The organism is Flavobacterium channae (assembly GCF_021172165.1).
GTDB classification, from domain to species: domain Bacteria; phylum Bacteroidota; class Bacteroidia; order Flavobacteriales; family Flavobacteriaceae; genus Flavobacterium; species Flavobacterium channae.
On the sequence record NZ_CP089096.1, the window covers coordinates 1,181,761 to 1,199,639 of the forward strand.

At 33.3% G+C, this 17,879-nt stretch carries 15 protein-coding genes and 1 pseudogene; 9 read left to right on the forward strand and 7 right to left on the reverse strand.

All coding sequences use genetic code 11. From position 1 onward, the window contains the following. Position 1: 1 nt before the first annotated feature. The 8 genes and pseudogenes from LOS89_RS05325 (at position 2) to LOS89_RS05360 (ending at position 9,576) form a co-directional block, all read left to right on the forward strand. Positions 2-1,249 carry an efflux RND transporter periplasmic adaptor subunit gene (locus LOS89_RS05325; protein WP_231836802.1) on the forward strand — a complete coding sequence of 416 codons (1,248 nt, stop codon included), beginning with the start codon at positions 2-4 and terminating at the stop codon, positions 1,247-1,249. Positions 1,250-1,263: 14 nt separating this feature from the next. After that, positions 1,264-2,508, forward strand: coding sequence for a type II restriction enzyme NmeDI-related protein (locus LOS89_RS05330; RefSeq protein ID WP_231836803.1), 1,245 nt, complete (start codon positions 1,264-1,266; stop codon positions 2,506-2,508). Between the two features lie 10 nt (positions 2,509-2,518). Beyond that, positions 2,519-3,079: a helix-turn-helix domain-containing protein gene (locus LOS89_RS05335; RefSeq protein ID WP_026726771.1), complete on the forward strand. Its 561-nt coding sequence runs from the start codon at positions 2,519-2,521 to the stop codon at positions 3,077-3,079. A gap of 78 nt (positions 3,080-3,157) precedes the next feature. Continuing rightward, entirely contained in the window at positions 3,158-5,695 is a 2,538-nt protein-coding gene (locus tag LOS89_RS05340; RefSeq protein WP_169522862.1) for a heavy metal translocating P-type ATPase, read from the forward strand. Between the two features lie 18 nt (positions 5,696-5,713). Then, positions 5,714-6,052, forward strand: a pseudogene (locus tag LOS89_RS05345) (MerC domain-containing protein); the annotation flags it as partial. 51 nt (positions 6,053-6,103) lie between these two features. Continuing rightward, on the forward strand, positions 6,104-6,322 hold the full coding sequence (locus LOS89_RS05350) for a GDCCVxC domain-containing (seleno)protein (RefSeq protein WP_229658308.1): 219 nt from the start codon (positions 6,104-6,106) through the stop codon (positions 6,320-6,322). Between the two features lie 93 nt (positions 6,323-6,415). Continuing rightward, a complete protein-coding gene (locus LOS89_RS05355; RefSeq protein WP_231836804.1) occupies positions 6,416-7,288 on the forward strand; it encodes a DUF2911 domain-containing protein in 873 nt (290 codons plus the stop codon). Between the two features lie 32 nt (positions 7,289-7,320). Beyond that, positions 7,321-9,576, forward strand: coding sequence for a multicopper oxidase domain-containing protein (locus LOS89_RS05360; protein ID WP_231836805.1), 2,256 nt, complete (start codon positions 7,321-7,323; stop codon positions 9,574-9,576). Between the two features lie 68 nt (positions 9,577-9,644). Here the strand turns inward: LOS89_RS05360 and ribB are convergent, their stop codons facing one another. The 6 genes from ribB to tpx all read right to left on the reverse strand — a co-directional run bounded on the left by ribB (position 9,645) and on the right by tpx (position 16,449). Then, positions 9,645-10,778: a 3,4-dihydroxy-2-butanone-4-phosphate synthase gene (ribB, locus tag LOS89_RS05365; RefSeq protein WP_231836806.1), complete on the reverse strand. Its 1,134-nt coding sequence runs from the start codon at positions 10,776-10,778 to the stop codon at positions 9,645-9,647. 4 nt (positions 10,779-10,782) lie between these two features. After that, positions 10,783-12,267, reverse strand: coding sequence for an LptF/LptG family permease (locus LOS89_RS05370; protein ID WP_231836807.1), 1,485 nt, complete (start codon positions 12,265-12,267; stop codon positions 10,783-10,785). An 11-nt stretch (positions 12,268-12,278) separates the two neighbouring features. Next, entirely contained in the window at positions 12,279-12,944 is a 666-nt protein-coding gene (gene lolA1, locus LOS89_RS05375; protein WP_231836808.1) for an outer membrane lipoprotein periplasmic chaperone LolA1, read from the reverse strand. Continuing rightward, entirely contained in the window at positions 12,937-15,453 is a 2,517-nt protein-coding gene (locus LOS89_RS05380; protein WP_231836809.1) for a DNA translocase FtsK, read from the reverse strand. Before LOS89_RS05380 ends, lolA1 begins: the two co-directional genes overlap by 8 nt. A 33-nt stretch (positions 15,454-15,486) precedes the next feature. Next, positions 15,487-15,861 carry a diacylglycerol kinase gene (locus LOS89_RS05385; protein ID WP_231836810.1) on the reverse strand — a complete coding sequence of 125 codons (375 nt, stop codon included), beginning with the start codon at positions 15,859-15,861 and terminating at the stop codon, positions 15,487-15,489. A gap of 90 nt (positions 15,862-15,951) precedes the next feature. Continuing rightward, positions 15,952-16,449 carry a thiol peroxidase gene (gene tpx / locus LOS89_RS05390; protein WP_231836811.1) on the reverse strand — a complete coding sequence of 166 codons (498 nt, stop codon included), beginning with the start codon at positions 16,447-16,449 and terminating at the stop codon, positions 15,952-15,954. Between the two features lie 145 nt (positions 16,450-16,594). Here tpx and LOS89_RS05395 point away from each other — a divergent pair, with 145 nt between their 5' ends. Next, positions 16,595-17,164 (forward strand): fasciclin domain-containing protein, encoded by a 570-nt coding sequence (locus LOS89_RS05395; protein ID WP_231836812.1) that lies wholly within the window; start codon positions 16,595-16,597, stop codon positions 17,162-17,164. Positions 17,165-17,233: 69 nt separating this feature from the next. On the opposite strand, the gene LOS89_RS05400 is transcribed toward LOS89_RS05395, so the two are convergent. Next, positions 17,234-17,872 carry an alpha/beta hydrolase gene (locus LOS89_RS05400; RefSeq protein WP_231836813.1) on the reverse strand — a complete coding sequence of 213 codons (639 nt, stop codon included), beginning with the start codon at positions 17,870-17,872 and terminating at the stop codon, positions 17,234-17,236. Positions 17,873-17,879: the final 7 nt, after the last annotated feature.

A 17,879-nucleotide genomic window follows, 5' to 3' on the forward strand; every position in this document is an offset into this window, starting at 1 on the left:
TATGAAAAATTTAAATCAAATAGGCATCTTTTTATTGCTTTCCCTAATATTTACAGCTTGTAATTCTTCTAAAAAAGAAGACCATTCTCAGCATGAGAATAAAAAAGAAGACCACTCTCAACATGATAAAAATAAAGAAACTACTTTTTATACATGTTCTATGGATCCTCAAGTAAAAGAAGATAAACCCGGCAAGTGTCCTATTTGCCACATGGAGTTAACACCCATAAAACAGGATGATAGTGAGGTTAACCAAATAAGTTTAAGTAAACAACAAATTCAACTTGGTAATATCACAACTCAAGTTATAGGACAAACACAAAACAATTTAGAACAAAACTACACAGGTGTTTTAACATTCAATCAAGAAAAATCTAAAACCTTTTCTTCAAAAGCAATGGGTAGAATTGAAAAATTATATTTCAAATCCACTGGTGATTACCTATCCAAAAACCAGCCTGTCTTTCAATTATACAGTGAGGATATTGCAATAGCAAAACAAGACTATTATACAGCATTTAAACAACTGGAAATGCCCGGTAATTTTGGAAAAAACGCAAAAAATATAATGAATGCCGCCAAACAAAAACTCTTATTCTATGGTTTGTCCAATACTCAAATTGAGAATATTAAAAGTAATAAAGATGTTTCCCCATATACCACATTTTATAGCACTGTCAGCGGCACAGTTTCAGAAATAAGTACTGCTGAAGGAAGCTATATCATGGAAGGCGAACCAATCATCAAAGTAACTGATTTGAATAAACTCTGGCTTGAAACACAAGTTAATATCAACTACTTCAAAAGCCTCAAAATAGGCCAAATTGCTACAATAACATTTGTCGATTTCCCTGATAAATCAATAAGCGCTAAAATCTCATTTATCAATCCTGAAATAAACCCGGAAACCCGTTTACTTTTGATTCGATTTGAAATACCAAATCAAAATCTAATTTTAAAACCGGGAATGCAGGCCATTGCAAAATTGATGATTTCCGGCGGTAAAGGAATCTACATTCCTACCGATGCAGTAATTAGAGAAGAAAACGCATCCTACATCTGGGTAGAAAAAAAACCGGGAGTTTATGAAAATCTAATGGTAGAAACAGGAATTGAAACCAATGGACTGATAGAAATCAAAACAAAAATTGCCAATGGTCAAAAAGTAGTAATTACTGGGGCGTATGCCATAAACAGTGAATATAAATTTAGAAAAGGTACTGACCCTATGGAAGGTATGAAGATGTAATATAAATAGTAAGGATGAACAATTTTAATCAAATAGTACAGCAGTACAAAAACGATACAGAGAGTGTTTATAATACTTGGTTTATTGATAATGACCAACGATTAAAAGCGTTCAGGACTATTCGTCGAGGAATTATTCAGGTTGTTGAAGATATTAAAAGCAAATCATTTCCAAATGATTTTAAAAACAGCAGTTTGGAATTTGTACTCAATTGTATTGCCGAGCAAAAGCAAGTTTTCGTAGGCGTTTCACATCCTTTTTATTGGAAACCAAAACTTAGAATTCCTGATATTTATGAAAATCAAACCAATAAGATTGCTTTTGGCCAATTCTTAGAAAATTGTATTAATGCAAAAAGCGAAGAGCAGGTACTCAAAGAGATTGTAAAACGGGATGACCTTAAAATAAAAGGATTAGGTCCGGCGGTTGCCAGTATTTTATATTTCTTGCATCCAACTTGGTTTCCACCTTTCAACACAGCAATTGTAAATGGGTTTAATTTTTTATTCAAGGATAAAAAAAAATTGGGGAGCTGGAGTGAATACTTAAAAATTAGAGAGACACTACTGGAAACAAATTCAAAATTCAAATCGGAACTATCCAATGATTTAGGTGCAATCGCAGGATTGTGTTTTGAAATTGGGACTCAAAAAATGCTAATAGGAAATGATGATTATCTGAGTGAAGAAGAGCGTCATAAATTCGAAAAAAACATAGTAAAACGCCAAAAAGAAATTATCGAAGAAAAAAAAGAAGATAATCTGCATAGTGAAATGCAATACCATCTATTGAAAATTGGGGCATCATTAGGATTCGATGTTACACCGGCAAGTAATGATAAAAGCAAAGCTTTCAACGGACAAAATTTTTCTTTTATCTCTATAAATAAATTCCCTGAATTACCTTGTGACAAAGACACTCAGAACACCATCAAACTCATAGATGTTTTATGGTTTGAAAAAGGAACTGACAACATTATCGGAGCATTTGAAGTAGAAAAAAGCACTAGTATTTACTCTGGGATTTTGCGTCTTTCAGATCTTTATTTCAGTATTTCTGATGGTGATGAAGTATTTTATATCATAATCCCTGACAGTCGCGAAAAAGATGTCATTCAGCAACTCAATAGACCTGTTATAAAAAATTCAAAAATGAATATTAAATACATTCTCTTTTCAGAACTAAGAACCAATTGTGATGCAATTTGCAAATTCGGTACAGACCATTCGATCATGGATAAAATAGCAAAAACAATTTAATAACTCAATGATGAAGCTACACATTAAAAATATGGTATGCAGCCGCTGCAAGATAGTAGTAAAATCTGTATTTGAAAATATGGGCATCAATCCTGTTTCAGTTGATTTAGGTGAAGTTGAATTGAAAAATGACATTCAGGAAATCCAAAAAAACGAATTATTAAAAAAGCTTCATGCTGTAGGCTTTGATTTGATTGATGATAGGAAAAGCAAAACTATCGATAAGATTAAAACATTGATTATTGATTTGGTTCAAAATAAAAACAATCATTTAAAAACAAATCTATCCGAGTTTCTATTCCAAGAGCTACACCAAGACTATAATACCTTGAGCAACCTCTTTTCCGAAGTAGAAAACACAACAATTGAAAAATACTTCATTAATCTGAAAATTGAGAAAGTAAAAGAGTTGATCATCTATGATGAATTATCCCTAAGCCAAATAGCTTACTCTTTAAACTATAGTAGCGTTTCACATTTAAGTAATCAATTCAAAAAAGTAACCGGCTTTTCACCAACACACTTTAAGAATATAAAAACCATTAAACGAAAGCAAATCGAAGACTTATAAATCTTGCAAATCAAACCCAAAATTTTGCAAATACAAAAAGCAGTTATGATAGAAATTTGTATTAAAATAATATAAAAAATGATACATACTTACAGCATTACCGGAATGACTTGCGATGGTTGTCGCTCTAAAGTCGAGAAAGCATTGAATACTATTGATGGTATTGAAGCAAAAGTTTCATTAAGCCCACCAGTGGCCATAATTACTATGGACAAACACATTCCAACATCAAAGTTGCAGGAAGCACTGACGACTGTTGGAAAATACACCATAGAAATGAGCAATGATAAAACTACAGAAGATACTACAACTAATGAATCCGCTGCAAAGTCATGTTGTTCTACTCATGAGCATAATTATAAAAAAGAGGCTGTTATACCAACCAACGCCGCTGGTAAATATTATTGCCCAATGCATTGCGAAGGCGAAAAAGTCTATGACAAAGCGGGCGATTGTCCTGTGTGTGGAATGGATCTAGTCAAAGCACCTGAACTAACCGTAAACAAGACACTATATACTTGTCCAATGCATCCCGAAGTAATTAGTGAAACTCCGGGTTCCTGTCCTATATGCGGTATGGATTTAGTACCAATGGAACCAAGCGAAAGCGAAGACCAAAGGACTTATAAAGATTTGGTTAAGAAAATGAAAATAGCAGTTGTGTTTACAGTTCCCATTTTCGCCATTGCCATGATTGAAATGGCACACAATAATCCTTTATTGCAACTAATGGATGCGGACAAATGGAACTGGGTACAGCTTATTTTATCTCTTCCTGTTGTTTTTTATGCCTGTTGGGTATTTTTTGTCCGCGCCTGGAAATCAATTATTACTTGGAATCTGAATATGTTCACACTCATCGGAATTGGAACGGGAGTGGCATTTTTATTTAGTTTAGTCGGAATGTTTTTTCCGGATATTTTTCCAAGTGAATTCAAAACAGAACACGGAACTGTATTATTATACTTTGAAGCAACAACAGTTATTCTGACTTTAGTTTTGTTAGGACAATTACTCGAAGCAAGGGCACACAGCCAAACCAGCGGAGCTATCAAAGAATTATTAAAACTTGCGCCAACTGAAGCTACTTTGGTTATTGATGGCGGTGATAAAGTAATATCAATCCACGACATCAAAAAAGGCGATTTATTGAGAGTAAAACCCGGAGATAAAATTCCTGTTGACGGTAAAATAACCGATGGGGAAAGCAGTATAGATGAAGCCATGATTACTGGTGAGCCAATACCGGTTGATAAAAAGAAAGGCGATAACGTAATTTCCGGAACAATAAACGGAAACAAATCATTTGTGATGATAGCCGAAAAAGTAGGTTCCGAAACCTTGCTATCTCAAATCGTGCAAATGGTAAATGATGCCAGTCGTTCACGAGCTCCAATTCAGAAATTAGCAGATAGTATCTCCAAGTACTTTGTGCCAATTGTGGTCATTATATCGGCAATAACCTTTTTTGTTTGGGCAAAATTTGGTCCCGAACCAGCATTGGTATATGGCTTTATAAATGCTATTGCTGTATTAATTATAGCCTGTCCTTGTGCTCTGGGTCTGGCAACTCCCATGTCAGTAATGGTTGGTGTTGGCAAAGGAGCACAATCAGGCGTTTTGATAAAGAATGCTGAGGCTTTAGAGAACATGAATAAGGTTAATGTTTTAATTACCGATAAAACAGGAACCATCACCGAAGGAAAACCATCTGTCGAAAAAATTTATGCATCCAATAACAACGATAGTGACTTATTGCAAAGCATTGCTTCCTTAAACCAATATAGTGAACATCCATTGGCACAAGCTGTGGTAATTTATGCCAAAACAAAATCCATTTCTTTAATCGAAGTAAAAGATTTTGAAGCCGTTGCCGGAAAAGGAGTTACAGGAACAGTTGCTGGTAAAAAAGTAGCATTAGGTAATAAAAAACTAATGGAACAAGTTAAAGCAACAGTTTCTGACGATTTAGAGAACAAAATCATTATTGAACAAAAATTAGGAAAAACAGTCTCTTACATTGCCGTTGATAACATAGCTGTTGGTTTTGTATCTATAACAGATGCTATTAAAACTTCTAGCAAAGAAGCCATAAAAGAATTAATGAGCCAGGGTGTCGAAGTAATCATGATGACTGGTGACAATGTCAATACAGCTAAAGCAGTTGCTGATGAATTGGGATTAAAAACCTATAAAGCTGGATGCTTACCCGAAGACAAACTCAAAGAAATTAAAAAATTGCAGGCAGAAGGCAAAATTGTAGCCATGGCTGGCGATGGTATAAATGATGCGCCGGCATTGGCACAAGCCAACATTGGAATAGCAATGGGAACAGGAACAGATGTCGCTATTGAAAGTGCCAAAATAACTCTGGTCAAAGGCGATTTACAGGGTATCGTAAAAGCCAAGAATTTAAGCCATGCTGTTATGAGAAATATTAAACAAAATCTATTTTTTGCCTTTTTCTATAATGTACTTGGTGTCCCAATTGCAGCTGGTGTGTTATATCCGGTTTTCGGAATTTTACTATCTCCTATGATTGCAGCTTTGGCAATGTCTTTCAGCTCCGTATCTGTTATTATCAATGCCTTGAGACTAAGAGGTTTAAAACTATAATAATTAACGATAACACGAATGAAACTAAAAAATAACATAGATAAATTAGGAACAATCGGGATGTTCTTTACAGCATTGCTTTCGCCTTGCTGTTTCCCTCTTTTTGCATTTGTAGCATCTGCTTTAGGTTTAGGTAGTTTTGAACTTTTTGGAGGTTGGACAATGTGGATTTTTCAAGGGATGGTCCTATTATCTTTAGTTGGCTTTTTTCTTTCCTATCGCCTGCATAGATGCCTATATCCTTTGTTGATAGCTATTCCAAGTACAATAATCATTTTTTACAGCTATTACTTTTGTAATAATGATTATCAGTCCTATTTTTTATATACTGGTATGTTCGGGCTTCTTATCGCTACAATAGTCAATTATCATAGAAACAAACTTCACTATGGCTGTAATACTTGCACGATGTACAACGGTAAATCAGTAGAACTGAAATCAAAAATAACATGTCCACATTGCGGTCACAAAAAAGAAGAAATGATGCCTACTGATGCTTGTCAATTCTTCTATGAATGCGAAAACTGTAAAAAAATAGTGAAACCTAAACAAGGTGATTGTTGTGTTTATTGCAGCTATGGCACTGTAAAATGTCCACCTATTCAATCAGGTGAAAAGTGCTGCTAAAAATAGTACAGGGCAGCATGCGGAAGCTAACAAAATGAAAGCTAAGCTTAAAGAATTAGATTAATATTCCAACATATTTAAAAATTAAAATAAATGAAAAAAAACATCCTATTAAGCTTTATGCTTTTGCAATCTGTAATACTGTCAGCACAAGACAAAGTTCAAATTAGAGTAACTGCAGCTAGCCCTGCAGCATCGTATGAGCAAGAAGTGGGTAGCGCAAAAATAAAAATTTCATATAGCAGACCTTTAGTCAGAGGACGAAAAATATTTGGGGAGTTAGTACCATTTGATAAACTTTGGCGAACAGGGGCAAGTGATTGTACTGTAATAACTACTTCCGAAGATATTTCATTTGGCAACAATGTATTAAAAACAGGTAGTTACTCAATATTCACAATTCCTTCAATCAATGAGTGGACTATAATTATCAACACAGATACTACTTTACATGGCGAAACCGGCTATGATGAAAAAAAGGATGTGATGCGTTTCAAAGTTCCTGTCGAAAAAAGCTCTAACTTCTATGAAACATTTACAATCGATTTAAATGACATCAACAGCAAAGGGGAAGCGTATCTAAAAATCTTTTGGGAAAACACATTGGTTAAAATACCAATAAAGAGCAAGGAAGACGATACTATACTAGCATTAATAGACCAGCATATCATTAAAGGGAAATCTCAGGATGCTAATTTATTATTTCAGGCAGCTAATTACTATTACAACACCAATAGAGATTATAAACTGGCAATGACATGGCTTTTAGAAGCCGAAAAATTAAAACCTGAAAATTTCAATTACCCAAATTTAAGACAAAAAATAGCATCCGAATTAAAAGATTATACCAATGCAATTGAAGCAGCAAAAAGGGCAATTACCTTAGCCGATAAGGAAAAAATGAAAAGTACAATCGAGACACTAAATAAAAGAATAGCGGATTGGGAAATATTGTTAAAAAAATAATAGTGTAAAATTAAAATAATACAATTACTATAATGGATTTACAAAACATTCTTTCAAAAAAACTGTTACCAATCGTAATCTTCGTTTTGGCAACACAAACGCTGTTTTCGCAAAACATAGTTCGTTACGATTTATATGTTCGTGATACCATCGTAAACTATTCTGGAAAAGAAAAAAGAGCAATTGCAGTAAATGGTCAAATTCCTATGCCAACATTAACATTTACAGAAGGTGATATTGCTGAAATTTATGTACATAACGAATTAAAAGAAAGCACTTCATTGCATTGGCACGGACTATTTTTACCTAATAAAGAAGATGGTGTCCCAAACCTTACACAAATGCCAATAGAACCGGGAACTACTCACAAATATTCGTTTCCAATAATTCAAAGCGGAACTCATTGGTACCACAGTCATTCAGGATTACAGGAACAAATTGGTATGTATGGTATGTTCATTATGAACAAAAAACAAAATAACAAAACATTCCGAAAAGGTATAGATGATTTACCAACTGTGCCTATTATTTTAAGTGAATGGACTGATTTAAAGCCAGAAAATGTGCATCGAATGTTGCACAATGCTACCGATTGGTTTGCTATTAAAAAAGGAACTACGCAAAGTTATTCAGAAGCCATTCAACAAGGGCATTTCAAAACTAAAGTTGTAAATGAGTGGAAGCGTATGAATGCTATGGATGTTAGCGATGTCTATTATGAAAAGTTCCTAATTAATGGTAAAAATGAAAACCAATTATCACAGTTTAAAGGTGGCGATAAAGTTCGACTTCGAATTGCCAACGGTGGTGCATCGTCCTATTTTTGGTTAACCTATGCCGGTGGTAAAATTACAGTAGTTGCCAGTGATGGAAACGATGTAGCACCTGTTGAGGTTGATCGTTTATTAATTGCTGTTTCAGAAACGTATGATGTAGTAGTAACTATTCCAGCCGATAATACTTCTTATGAGTTTTTGGTTACACCAGAAGACAGAACAAAATCGGCTTCTTTGTATTTGGGAAATGGTATCAAACAATTGATTTCTCCTATGCCAAAATTGAAATATTTTGAAGGGATGAAAATGATGAATGATATGATGAAAATGAATGGCGAAATGAACGATATGGGAATGAGCATGTCATTGAATCAAATGGATATGAATGTTGTGATGTATCCTGAAATTACAGGTGCCGTTAAAGATAAAAGTAAAGAAGCAATGCCAAAATCGGAAATGAATGACCAACATTCCAATCACCAAGCAACTTCTAAGACTTCCATTACCACTTTAAATTATGCCATGTTAAAGGCGACTGAACCAACAACCTTACCAAAAGATGCACCAGTAAAAGAACTGCGTTTTGAATTGACAGGTAATATGAATCGTTATGTGTGGAGTTTGGATAATAAAGTGATTTCAGAAACGGATAAAATCTTAATTAAGAAAGGTGAAAATGTTAGAATAACGCTTTATAATGGTTCTATGATGCGTCACCCAATGCATTTGCACGGACACGATTTTAGAATTATTAATGGGCAAGGTGAGTATGCTCCTTTAAAAAATGTAATGGATTTGATGCCAATGGAAACCAACGTGATTGAGTTCAATGCTAACGCAGAGGGCGATTGGTTTTTTCACTGTCATATTTTGTATCACATGATGGCAGGAATGGGCAGGATTTTTACGTATGAAAATCAAGAAGCTAATCCATTAATTCCGAATCCTAAATTAGCGCAGCGTAAATTAAATGCCGACGATAGGGCTTTTCATTTTATGGCAGAAAACGATTTTGCTACTAATGGAAATGACGGTATGGCAATGATTCAAAATACACGTTGGAGTTTAGGAGCAGAATGGCGTTTAGGATATAATGACATGCACGGTTATGAAGCCGAATTTCATTTGGGTAGGTATATAGGGAAAATGCAATGGTTTATGCCTTTTGTTGGATTCGATTGGCGTTATAGAAAAATGGATGGAGAAGTTGAGAAAAATATTTTCGGGCAAGAAAATACGAAAGATAAAAGAGCTGTTTTAAGTGCCGGATTTGCTTATACTTTGCCAATGTTAGTAATGTTTCAAGCTGAGGTTTTTCAAGACGGTAATTTGCGTTTACAGTTAATGAGAGAGGATATACCTATATCTAAACGCTTACGAATGGGATTTATGGTTAACACGGATACCGAATATATGTTAGAAGCACGCTATATTGTAAAACGAAATTTTAGTTTACGAACGCATTACGATAGCGATATGGGATTTGGCGTAGGTTTGAATTTGAATTATTAAACCTAAGTTGAAATAATAAAAAAAACGCTCAACTAAATTGAGCGTTTTTTTATTGTAGTTTATTTTGTTTAGTAATTTACGTAATCCGTAATTTCTAATCCATAGCCAATCATTCCAACACGTTTAGTAGGAGCAGAGCTGTTTGATAATAAACGAATTTTTGATATGTCTAAATCGTGAAGAATTTGAGCTCCAATACCAAAATCTTTAGTATCCATTTTAATTTGTGGTGCTCTCATTTCACCTTGACTTTGTAACGCTTTTAATTCGGTAACTCTTTCCAATAATTCTAAAGATTTTACTTCTTGATTTATGAAAATAATAGCTCCTTTTTCAGCTTCATTTATCGAACGGAAAATATCGTCTAATTTTTTGTTGCTATCTAAAGTAAGTGTTCCTAAAATATCGTTGTTTACTTGAGTTGTATTGATGCGTGTTAAAACTGGTTCACCAGCATTCCAAGTTCCTTTTGTTAAAGCAATATGTACTTGTTTGTTAGTTGTTTGTAAATATGCTCTTAATCTGAATGTTCCAAAACGCGTTTGAATATCAAAATCTTCTTTTTTCTGAATTAAACTATCGTGTTGCATTCTGTAAGCAACTAAATCTTCAATAGAAACTAGTTTAAGATCGAATTTTTTAGCAACATCTACTAATTGTGGTAAACGTGCCATTGTTCCATCTTCATTCATGATTTCTACAATAACACCCGCTGGTTTAAATCCTGCTAAACGTGCAAAATCAATTGCAGCTTCAGTATGACCAGTTCTTCTTAAAACACCACCTTGTTTCGCAATTAAAGGAAAAATATGTCCAGGACGTGCTAAATCAAATGGTTTTGTATTAGGATCGATTAAGGCTTGAATTGTTTTTGCTCTGTCCGCAGCGGAAATTCCAGTAGTAACTCCATTCCCTTTTAAATCTACAGAAACGGTAAAAGCCGTTTCCATGTGGTCCGTATTGTTACGTACCATGGTGTGTAAGTCCAATTCTTTACAACGTGATTCTGTTAATGGAGCACAAATTAGTCCTCTTCCGTGCGTTGCCATAAAGTTGATCATTTCAGGAGTTACTTTTTCTGCAGCTGCTAAAAAATCTCCTTCATTTTCTCTATCCTCATCATCTACTACTATGATTACTTTTCCCTGACGGATGTCTTCAATAGCTTCTTCAATTGTGTTTAGTTGTATGTTCTTTGACATGGTGTTAGTTGTTGTCGTCGTTATTTTGAGTTATTTTATTAAAAAGTTTTTTAAATGGATCTGTTAACCAATCTAAGTTAATCATAATACCAATATCGTTTGTAGCACGATAAGTTAGCATTATAGCAAATGGTGTCATTATCATTGAAGCCATCCAAGCGCCTAAAAATGGAGGAATACTATCTTGTTGTGCAACTTTACGTCCAAAAGTATTTACGAAATGAAAAATGATGAATATACCAACAGCAAAAACAATAGGTAAACCTAAACCTCCTTTTCGAATAATGGCTCCTAATGGCGCTCCAATAAAAAACATTAATAAACACGAATAAGCAATTACAAATTTTTCATGTATTGCTAACCAGTGGTCGTTAATGTTTTTTGATTTGCTTTCTAAATCTGCTTTACTTGTTTGAATCGTAAATTCTGTACTGGCAACATTACTTTTTGCCATTTCTAAAATTTGTTTGCGCTCAAAATCATTAAAAATAGATAACAATTCTTTTTTAGCATCTACCTTTGTATTACCTGAATTATTATTGTTGATAGCTGAAGAATTATTGAAACTATTTGGATTTCTTCTTCTAAAAATATTGTCATTTCTCATTACAATATTATTAGCGAATGATATAGCTTCTTTAGAATAATTTTTTTGAAGTGAGTCAATTGTATAGGAAAGTTCCGGAACGGTTAACATTTTTTCAGATGTAACATTTCCTTCATCTATTTGTGTTTGATTTAATTTGGTTAAATCAATATTGATAACATATTTTTCAAAACTACTTTTAGCAAAAGGCAAACGGTTTCTTTCTTCAAATTTTTTAGGATGAATATCTTCATAGTAATATCCATCATACAATTCTAATTGTAAATAATTTGAATCATCTTCGCTTGTTAAAACACCTCTTTTGGCTTTTATAATGGTATTAGCACCTAATCCCATATTGGTGTTTTTTACGTGCATGGTAACTCCTTCTAGAAGTTCTCCATTATCACCAGACTTTTTATCAACTTTGATATTTGAAGTTCCAATTGTATTAAATTGTCCTTCAGCAATTGCCATGGCTGGTTTTTGTTGTACAATGTTTTTACGCAAGTTGATGAATCGAAATTGAGCATCTGGAATTACATTGTTAGCGAAGAAGAAGGATACAATGGCTAAAATTCCGATAGTAATGGTTAGCATTTTCATGGCACGTTGTAATGAAATACCAGACGATTTCATTGCGGCAAATTCGTAGTTTTCGGCAAAGCTACCAAAAGTCATGATGGAAGCTAATAAAACCGAAAGTGGTAAAACCATTGGAACAATAGTAGGAGCATAGAAGGATAAGAACTTAAGTATTGTAAAAAAGTCCAAATCTTTTCCGGCTAATTCAGAAATAAAAAGCCAAATTCCTTGTAAGACGAATATAAAAAACAAGATTACAAATACCGAAGTAAATGTAATCATGAAGGATTTAATAATGTATTTATCTAATATTTTCACCAGAACCTAAATTAGTCTAATTTATTGATATAATAATTAGGGTATTTTGATTTGGTAAAGGTAAAATGATTTTTCGATAAAGGCTGATTTGTTTTAAAAGAATTAACAGTTAAAGTAGTTTTTGTGCCATTTTTGCCTACTTCAATAACCGTGTAAATGTGTTTTGTTTGCACATCAATCCCAACTAAAATTTCTTTGCGTTGATCTTTGCCACTAATTGGTGTTAATTTTACATACTGAATTTTTCTTCCTTTTACATTTTGAAGAATGTCCCAAGCATATTTATAACCCGAATTAAAGAATGTAAGCATTTTGTTTGGCGTAATTGCATTTTCATCTTTTTCATCAAAGTTAGCAATCGTAATTTCTTCGTCTTCTGGTACTATTGTATATACTTTTTTTCCATCAAAAATCTTAGTAACCCCCATGAAATTTAAGTTATATAAATTACCCTGTAACGCTACATTTCCTTTACTTTCTTGGTTAATGTTTTCTTTTGGATTGTTTAACGAGTATTTGAAGTCAATTACAATATTATTGTACGATTTTACTTTGGCAGAAACTTCATCTAATAACTCCTTTGCTTTTTTAGCATCTTGAGCTTGAAGTGAAAAACCAATTAGTAATGCAATTGCAACTTGTAAAAAACGTGTCATTTTAATTTTTGTTTTATTCATTATTTAAAAAATGTTCCAGTGCTACTAAATCAGGTATTAAAACGGAACGGGCTTTACTACCTTCGAAAGGACCTACAATACCAGCAGCTTCTAATTGGTCGATTAAACGACCGGCTCTATTGTAACCTAATTTTAATTTTCTTTGAATCAGAGAAGCACTACCTTGTTGTGCTGTTACTATTACTTCTGCAGCTTCACGGAATAGTGAATCTCTTTCGGATATATCTATATCAAGTTTTATGCCACTTTCCTCACCAACGTATTCAGGAAGTAAGTAAGCTTCAGGATATGCTTTTTGAGCTCCGATGAAGTCACAAATCTTATCTACTTCAGGAGTGTCTACAAAAGCACACTGAACTCTGACAATTTCATTTCCTTGCGTGTACAATAAATCTCCACGACCAATTAATTGATCAGCACCACCTGAATCTAAAATAGTTCTCGAATCAATTTTTGACGTTACACGGAATGCAATACGAGCCGGGAAGTTGGCTTTAATCATACCAGTAATTACATTTACCGAAGGACGTTGTGTTGCAATAATTAAGTGAATACCAATGGCACGAGCTAACTGCGCTAAACGAGCAATAGGCGTTTCTACTTCTTTTCCTGCAGTCATAATTAAATCGGCAAACTCGTCAACAACCAATACAATATAAGGTAAGAATCGGTGACCGTTTTCCGGATTTAATTTACGGTTTTTAAATTTCTCATTGTATTCTTTAATGTTACGAACCATAGCATCTTTTAATAAAGAATAACGATTGTCCATTTCAATACACAATGAGTTTAAGGTGTTGATTACCTTGGTGTTATCTGTTATAATAGCATCACCGCCATCAGGAAGTTTTGCTAAGTAATGACGTTCAATTTTATTAAATAGTGTTAACTCAACTTTTTTCGGGTCAACCAAAACAAACTTTACTTCTGCAGGATGTTTTTTGTATAACAATGACGTTAATACCGCATTTAAACCTACCGATTTTCCTTGTCCAGTAGCACCTGCCATCAATAAGTGAGGCATTTTAGCTAAATCAACAACAAAAGTTTCATTAGAAATTGTTTTACCTAAAGCAATTGGTAATTCCATTTCGGCAGTTTGGAATTTTGGTGAAGAGATAACACTCTTCATTGAAACCATTGTAGGATTGTTGTTTGGTACTTCAATACCAATGGTTCCTTTTCCAGGAATTGGTGCAATAATACGAATACCTAATGCTGATAACGATAAAGCAATATCGTCTTCTAGGTTTTTAATTTTTGAGATACGAATTCCAGCTTCAGGTACAATTTCATAAAGCGTAACAGTAGGACCTACAGTTGCTTTAATTTGCGAAATCCCAATGCTGTAATTTTTTAAAGTATCAACAATTTTATTTTTGTTTTCTTCTAATTCGGTTTGATTGATAGTAATTCCACCAGAAGAATATTCTTTTAATAAATCGATAGGAGGGAATTGGTAATTTGATAATTCTAATGTAGGATCAAATAGTCCAAAATCTTGAACCAATTTAGCAGCTAAATTCTCTTCAATAACCTCTTCTTCTTCAATTTTTTCAATAACAAAAGCGTCTTCGTTTACAAAGTCTTCTTTTGGAATACTTCTGTCTTCGATAGAAAAATTCATTTCTTCAGGAGTTTCAACTTTAGGTTTTGTATCTAAAGTTAATTCAGAAGCAGCAGTTATTGTCGGTTTTAAAGCTTCTTTATTGATTTCAAAAGACGAAGGATACGTTTTTAATTCAAAATTGCCCATTTCTTCTTCATCTTCTGTTAAGATGAAATCGTCTTTAGAATTTGTAGGAGAAGGAATAGGTGATATTAAATTGTTTTCTTCCTCTGTTTCAGGTTCTAAATTGTTTTCAGTTTCGGGAACTGCAATAGGAGCAGTTGCCATATCTTCTTTTAATTCTTCTTGCGGTTTTTCAAAAACTTTGGTAAAACTTTCTGGTGATATTTTGATTTTAAATACTAAAAACAATAAAATTCCGAATAGTAAGACTAATAAAGTTCCGGTTTTACCAATATAATCTTGAATAAATAAATTGATTTCATATCCAACTGTTCCACCAAGTTGCGGCATGTATTCCCAGAAAAATCCGAAAATAACAGATACAAATATGATTAGATAAAAATCCCAAAAAAAGCTCTTTTTAAGTTTGGTTAAAGCCATATCTAAAACCAAATAGGCTCCAACTAAAAATAGGATTCTAACAAAAATAAAAGAGGCAACGCCAAAACCTTTGTATAAGAAAAAGTCGGCTAAAAATGCACCAAATTTACCCAACCAATTTTCGGCTTTAGCCTCTCTGTTGGTTAGTTCGTTTACTAGATTTTGATCGTTATTTCCAGTAATGAAATACGATATAAAAGAAAGTAATAATGCTACTGAAAAGAAGATTAAAAAAATACCTAAAATGAATTTCTGCTGACGATTTATACGCCAAGAGAATTTCTCTTTAGTTTCTGTAGCTGTATTAGCGGAATCTTTACTAGTTTTTTTGGCCATGTAAACGGATCAATTTTTACAAAAGTAGCTAAATTAAAACAAATAAGGAAAATAAATAATGCATCCGATAGCTATTGCAGTCATGGCAGCAAAAAATACAGCTCCTGCAGCAATATCCTTAATAAATCCTATACGTTCATCAAAATCGGGATGCACAAAATCGGCAATTTTTTCAACAGCAGTATTTAGCCCTTCAATTCCTAAGACCAAACCAAATACTAAGATTTGCATCATCCACTCAAAACGGTTGATGCCAAAGTAAAATCCGGCAATAGTCATTATTACAGCTAATGAGGATTGTACCATTACACTATGTTCTGTTGTCACAAGTTTAATTGCACCTTTTAATGCAAACCCCATGCTTTTTAATCTGCCTGTGAATAGGGTTTCGTCTTTTTCGAATTTCATTTAAAATATAGAATTAAAAAACTGTCCTAAAATTATTTCTATTTAACAGTGTTAACTATTTATAAAACTAATTTCAGGACAGTTGTGTTTTTATAATACTGCTAAAGCAGCCTCATAGTTTGGCTCGTCAGCAATTTCTTTTACTTGCTCAGTGTGTAAAATAGTCCCGTTTTCATCTAAAACGATTACTACACGAGAATGTAAACCAGCTAAAGGACCGTCAGTAATTTCTAAACCGTAATTTTTTCCAAAACTACCAGTTCTGAAATCTGAAAGGTTAATTACATTTTCTAAGCCTTCTGCACCACAAAAACGTTTTTGAGCAAAAGGCAAATCTCTTGAAATACATAATACTTTAGTATTTGCTAATGAACTTGCTTTTTCATTAAATTTTCTTACCGACGCAGCACATGTTCCAGTATCAATACTTGGAAAAATGTTTAAAACTACTCTTGAACCAGAAAAGTCGCTTAAAGTTGCTGAACCTAAATCTGTTTTTACTAAATTGAAATCAGCAGCTTTAGAACCTACTGATGGCAAATCGCCACTTGTGTTAATTGGATTACCTCCTAATGTTATTGATGCCATACCTGTTTTTTTTATTGAAACAAAAATACAGAATTATTGGTTAAAGTTTTACTTATAGTTTACTTAAGATTGTTTTTTTCTTTTTTTTTAAACCAAGTTTATGAATTTAGCGTAAATGCAATTATAAAACTTAAAAAATTACATTATGAAAACGAACCAATTTTTTGCTACTGCAGTTGTAGCTTTCGGATTATTTTTTGGAGCATCGACATTTGCTCAAACAAAAGAAAAAACAGTTGAAGTAGGTGGAGCTCCTATGTATCCTAGTAAGAATATCGTTGAAAATGCGGTCAATTCTAAAGATCATACAACTTTAGTTGCAGCCGTTAAAGCAGCAGGTCTAGTTGAAGTACTAATGTCAGACGGACCATTCACCGTTTTTGCCCCAACAAATGCTGCGTTTGCTAAACTACCTGCTGGAACGGTTGAAGCATTATTAAAACCAGAGAATAAAGAGTTGTTACAAACAATACTAAAATACCATGTGGCTGCTGGGAAGTGGAGTTCTAAAGATATTGTGGCAGCAATAAAAAAAGGTAATGGCAAATATTCATTTAAAACGGTAAGCGGTGGCACTTTAACTGCTTGGATGAAAGGAAATGATGTTTACATTACAGACGAAAATGGAAATAGTGCTAAAGTTACTATTGCTGATGTGAATCAAAAAAATGGAGTTATACACGTAATTGATGCTGTTGTAACACCAAAATCATAATTGCTTAAAATGTTTAGATTAGTAGGTTAATGAAAAAAGCTCTGAATGTAAGTTCAGAGCTTTTTGATTTTATTTTAATAACCAATTTTTAAAATCAAAGAAGTTTTGTGGTGCAACACCATGTCCAACAGGATATTCATTATACACTACATCTAATCCTAAATTTTCTAATGCTGGTTTTGCTTTTCGTGCCCAATCAACTGGAATTACTTGATCTACTGATCCATGAGAAACAAAGAATTTTAAATGCGAAATAGCAATTTTATCAATTTCTTTTGGCATTATTTCTTGATTGAAATAACCACTTAACGCTACTACTTTGGTAACTTTTTCAGGATAGGTTAGGGCAGTAGCATAACTTAAAATAGCACCTTGACTAAAACCAATTAAAGTTACATTTTTAGTATCAATTGGATATTGTTTTACAATTTCGTCAATGAAACTTGCAATAATTTCAACCGATTGTTTTGCTTGAACGTTATCTGAAAATTTGTTTTCATCTGCATCAAAATGAATTGCATACCAAGCATGACCGTAAGGTTGTAAATCGTAAGGTGCTCTTACCGAAATTACATAATGATCTTGTGGTAATTCATTTGCAAAAGAGAACAAGTCTTCTTCATTACTTCCATAACCGTGTAAAAGCAATAATAATGGATTTTTTTCTAATATAACTTTTGGTTCTCTTATAAGATAATGTAGGTTCATTTTGTAA

What these genes read in the sequence shown, in the direction of transcription:
- LOS89_RS05325 (WP_231836802.1), top strand. Translation starts at nt 2, where the DNA reads ATGAAAAATTTAAATCAAATAGGCATCTTTTTATTGCTTTCCCTAATA.
- LOS89_RS05330 (WP_231836803.1), top strand. Translation starts at nt 1,264, where the DNA reads ATGAACAATTTTAATCAAATAGTACAGCAGTACAAAAACGATACAGAG.
- LOS89_RS05335 (WP_026726771.1), top strand. Translation starts at nt 2,519, where the DNA reads ATGAAGCTACACATTAAAAATATGGTATGCAGCCGCTGCAAGATAGTA.
- LOS89_RS05340 (WP_169522862.1), top strand. Translation starts at nt 3,158, where the DNA reads ATGATACATACTTACAGCATTACCGGAATGACTTGCGATGGTTGTCGC.
- LOS89_RS05350 (WP_229658308.1), top strand. Translation starts at nt 6,104, where the DNA reads ATGTACAACGGTAAATCAGTAGAACTGAAATCAAAAATAACATGTCCA.
- LOS89_RS05355 (WP_231836804.1), top strand. Translation starts at nt 6,416, where the DNA reads ATGAAAAAAAACATCCTATTAAGCTTTATGCTTTTGCAATCTGTAATA.
- LOS89_RS05360 (WP_231836805.1), top strand. Translation starts at nt 7,321, where the DNA reads ATGGATTTACAAAACATTCTTTCAAAAAAACTGTTACCAATCGTAATC.
- ribB (WP_231836806.1), bottom strand. Translation starts at nt 10,778, where the DNA reads ATGTCAAAGAACATACAACTAAACACAATTGAAGAAGCTATTGAAGAC.
- lolA1 (WP_231836808.1), bottom strand. Translation starts at nt 12,944, where the DNA reads ATGAATAAAACAAAAATTAAAATGACACGTTTTTTACAAGTTGCAATT.
- LOS89_RS05380 (WP_231836809.1), bottom strand. Translation starts at nt 15,453, where the DNA reads ATGGCCAAAAAAACTAGTAAAGATTCCGCTAATACAGCTACAGAAACT.
- LOS89_RS05385 (WP_231836810.1), bottom strand. Translation starts at nt 15,861, where the DNA reads ATGAAATTCGAAAAAGACGAAACCCTATTCACAGGCAGATTAAAAAGC.
- tpx (WP_231836811.1), bottom strand. Translation starts at nt 16,449, where the DNA reads ATGGCATCAATAACATTAGGAGGTAATCCAATTAACACAAGTGGCGAT.
- LOS89_RS05395 (WP_231836812.1), top strand. Translation starts at nt 16,595, where the DNA reads ATGAAAACGAACCAATTTTTTGCTACTGCAGTTGTAGCTTTCGGATTA.
- LOS89_RS05400 (WP_231836813.1), bottom strand. Translation starts at nt 17,872, where the DNA reads ATGAACCTACATTATCTTATAAGAGAACCAAAAGTTATATTAGAAAAA.